The 4,331-nt window shown below is 34.8% G+C and carries 2 protein-coding genes and 1 pseudogene; all 3 read right to left on the bottom strand.

The features are described 5' to 3' along the window. Positions 1-2,608, bottom strand: a 2,608-nt coding sequence (locus L6Q46_RS12905; RefSeq protein ID WP_291284651.1) for an efflux RND transporter permease subunit, incomplete at its 3' end; no start/stop codon positions are given. A gap of 14 nt (positions 2,609-2,622) precedes the next feature. Beyond that, positions 2,623-3,708 (bottom strand): efflux RND transporter periplasmic adaptor subunit, encoded by a 1,086-nt coding sequence (locus L6Q46_RS12900; protein ID WP_291284650.1) that lies wholly within the window; start codon positions 3,706-3,708, stop codon positions 2,623-2,625. A gap of 198 nt (positions 3,709-3,906) precedes the next feature. Further along, positions 3,907-4,331: pseudogene (locus L6Q46_RS12895) on the bottom strand (ATP-dependent DNA helicase RecG); the annotation flags it as partial.

Here is a 4,331-nt window from a genome sequence, read left to right as displayed (position 1 = left end):
AAATCAAATAGATTAATAATAATGCTAATCCGAAAGCGAAAGAAGTATTCGAACTACTTTCTACGAAGTCACGCGATTCTCCTCCTAAATCGGTTGTGAAAGTATCATCTAATACTTTTTCTTTGATTTCATCCATCGCATTGATACCGTCAATCATACTTTTTCCAGGTGCTAAACCAGCAGAAACGGTTGCCGACATATAGCGATTGTTATGGAATAATTGCGGTGGATTACTTTGTTCTTCTACCTCAACTACGTTGTCTAATTGAATTAATTCACCTGCTTTGTTTTTTACAAACATCGAAGTTAAATCTAATGGAGCATCGCGGTCTTTCTCATCAAATTGTCCAATGACTTGATATTGTTTTCCATTTTGCATGAAATAACCAAAACGTTGTCCACTTAATGATAATTGTAAAGTTTGCGCCACATCTAAAACCGAAATTCCTAAACTTTCTGCTTTTTCACGGTTAATCGTAACATTAATTTCAGGTTTATTGAATTTTAAATTCACATCGACATTTGAGAAAGCTTCGTTTTTACTCGCTTCTTCCATGAATTGTGGAATCTTTTTTCTCAATTTTTCAAAATTCGGTGCTTGAATAATGTATTGAATTGGTAAACCACCACGTCTGTTAACCGAAATCGTTGGTTGTTCCGAAACGTTAACTTTCGCTTGTGGATATTTTTTGGTCATTTTATTCAAATCATCCACAATTTCTTTTTGAGAACGTTCTCTTTCACTTGGATCCACTAAAGCTAAGCGAACTCTTCCAGCATTTACAGACGACGATAAAAATCCTGGGGAGGTAATAACTAATGCCACTTTTTTCTCAGGAATTGAATCGTTGATTAAGTCGGATAATTCTTCCATGAATCGGTCAGTATATTCATAAGTTGAACCTTCTGGAGTTGTGACACTAATTACACCTAAACTTCTATCATCATAAGGTGCGGTTTCTTTTGGAAGAATGGCAAAAAATAACACAATCAATCCGATACAAGCTCCGATAATTGGGAAACTCAACCATTTTCTTTTTAAGAAATTAGTTAATGCATTGGCATATCCAGTATTTAAGCTTACGAAGAATGGTTCTGTAGCTTCATAAAATTTGGTTTTCTTTTGTTCGCCACCTTTCATTAAATACGCATTCAACATTGGAGTCAAAGTCAACGATACAAAGGCGGAAATTAATACGGCGGCACCAATGACGACACCAAATTCTCGGAACAATCGTCCAACGAAACCTTCTAAGAAAATAATTGGTAAGAAAACGGCAGCAAGTGTTACCGAAATCGAAATTACTGCAAAGAATATTTCATTCGAACCTTTGATAGCCGCTTCGATAGGCGACATACCTTCTTCAACTTTTTTGAAGATGTTTTCGGTTACTACAATTCCGTCGTCAACTACTAATCCTGTGGCTAAAACGATGGCTAACAGCGTTAATACATTAATAGAAAAACCACACAAATACATGATAAAAAACGTAGCAATCAACGAAACGGGAATATCAATTAAAGGTCGGAATGCAATTGACCAATCTCTAAAGAATAAGAAGATAATGATAATTACCAGAATGACTGAAATAGCCAATGTTTCAGCAACTTCAACTACTGATTTTTTAATAAAAATAGTATTATCCAAAGCAATATCTAATTTGATGTCACTCGGTAAATCTTTCTTTAATTTATCAACTTCTGCATAAAATTGTTCGGCAATTTCTAAGTAATTCGTTCCAGGTTGCGGAATAATTGCCACAGCCACCATCGGATTACCAGATTCTGTAAACTTGGTTTCTAAATTTTCGGAAGCCAAAACGGCATATCCAATATCGCTTAAACGAACGGTTTTATTGGCATCAGCTACAATGATAATATCGTTGAATTCCTTTTCTGTTGATAAATTTCCAAGGGTTTTTACCATTAATTCGGTATTGGCACCTGTTAATTTTCCCGAAGGTAATTCTACATTTTGTTTGTCTAAAGCATTTCGAACATCGGCAACCGTGATACCATAAGCGTTTAATTTTATCGGATCCATCCAAATTCGCATCGAATAACGTTTTTGTCCCCAAATTTGAACGCTACTCACACCAGGAATCGTTTGAATTCTCTCGGAGATTACGTTTTCAGCATAATCACTCAATTCTAACGCATTTCTAGTTTGACTTTGAACGGTCATGGAAATAATGGCATCAGAATCCGCATCTGCTTTAGCAACTACTGGTGGTGCATCGATATCTTGCGGTAAACTTCTAACGGCTTGCGAAACTTTATCACGCACATCGTTAGCAGCTTCTTCTAGGTTTTTCTCTAATTTGAATTCGACTGTAATATTACTCGAACCTTGATTACTCGAAGAGGTAATATTTCGAATTCCATCAATAGAGTTAATAGCTTTTTCAAGTGGTTCGGTAATTTGCGATTCGATAATATCGGCATTAGCACCAGTGTAATTGGTTCGTACGTTAATTACGGCAGGATCAATCGATGGGAATTCGCGAACGCCCAAATAACTGAATCCTAAAATACCAAAAAGTATAATCAACAAATTGATTACAATGGTAAATACGGGTCTTTTTATACTTAAAGTAGATAAACTCATTTGAAAGTGGGAAGTTAGAAGTTAGAAGTGGGACGTTTTTCTTGTTTTACTTTAACTTTAATATCGGCTTCGTCTTTTAAAGCCATAACTCCAGAAGTTAAAATCGTATCTCCTGATTTTACGCCTTGTGTAACGATTACGTCTTTATCCGTTCTAGCAATCGTTTCAATTTTTACTTCTTTTGCTTTTCCGTTATTGGCGATATAAACTACTTTTCCGTCTTGGACTGGAACAACAGCTTCCGAAGGAATTTGTATAGCCCCTTTGATATTTTTCAATGGAAGTTCAACAGTAGCAAATGTTCCCGCTAATAATTTTCCATTTGGATTTTCGGCAATCGCTCTGATTTTTAGGGTTCGAGTGGAAGTTTCGATTTCAGGTTCGATAGCGTAAATTTTAGCTGTAAATTTTTCAGGATTATTTGGAATCGTAAATTGAATATTAGTATTGTTTTCTACTTCCGAAGCATATTTTTCAGGAATAGAAAAACTAATTTTAACTTGATTAGCACTTACTAATTTTGTGATAAGAGTTGTAGGAGTTACATAAGTTCCAGGAGAAATGTTGCGTAAACCAATTTTTCCAGAAAAAGGCGCTCTTACAGTTGTTTTAGCAATTTGTGCTTGAATCAATTGTGTTTGAGCTTTAAGACTTCTATATTCAGCACTAGCAATATCGTATTCTTCTTGCGAAATTGCTTCTTTTTGAAGAAGTAATTTGGCTCTTCTTTCATTTTCAGAAGCTAAACTTTGACGGGTTTGGGCTTGCGAAAGTTGGGCACGAAGTTCAATATCGTTTACTTTCAATAAAACCTGACCTTTGCTAACGTTAGTTCCTTCTGTGAAATAGATTTTTTCTACAATTCCAGAAACTTCGCTTCTAATTTCTACATTTTCATTGGCTTCAATAGAACCAGAAAGTGAAATTGTATTCGCAAAATTAGTTTCGGAAACCACTATGGCATCCACCATCATTGGCGGTTTTTTATCACCTTTTCCGCCACCTTTTTCAGATTCGGCACTGTTTTTTGTGATTCTATATCCAATTAAACCAACAAGAGTTAAAGAGATTAGCGTGATGCTTATAGTTTTTATTTTCATAATTGTGGGAGCTAAACTTAAGATTTTATACAAAACTAAGTCTTACTTGCAATTATGCCAAAACCTTACCATTTATTTAACATTGTTGTAGGTACAAATGTTTAAAAAACTTGAGATTTATTTAAAAAAGTTACGAAATAGATGTTGAAATTTACTTTTTGTTATAATTTTTCTATACATCGTTACATTAAATGAAATTTAGCTAATGTAATTCCAAATGGTTTTCTTTTTACTTAACTCAATAAATGCTTCTCGAAGTTTTGCGTGTTCTGGTTTTTCCATTGGAGCATCATCTTTTAGTAATTTGATAGCATGATGACGTGCCAATTGAAGAATTTCTTTGTCTTTGACTAAATCTGCAATTTGAAGATTTAAAACACCACTTTGTTGTTTACCCATAATATCACCTGGACCACGCAATTTCAAATCGACTTCCGAAATTTCGAAACCATCATTTGTGCGAACCATAGTTTCCATTCTGATTTTACTATCGTTACTGATTTTATGACTCGTCATTAAGATACAATAACTTTGTTCGGCACCACGACCAACACGACCGCGTAACTGATGCAATTGTGATAATCCAAAACGTTCAGCACTTTCAATTACCATTACGGAAGCGT

This window comes from Flavobacterium sp. (genome assembly GCF_023151265.1).
Classification (GTDB): domain Bacteria; phylum Bacteroidota; class Bacteroidia; order Flavobacteriales; family Flavobacteriaceae; genus Flavobacterium.
The sequence above is the reverse complement of the archived record's forward strand: the minus strand, read 5'-3'. Positions and strand labels throughout refer to the sequence as shown.

Excerpts from the sequence above, each read along its gene's own strand:
- L6Q46_RS12900 (WP_291284650.1), bottom strand. The coding sequence starts at position 3,708 with ATGAAAATAAAAACTATAAGCATCACGCTAATCTCTTTAACTCTTGTT.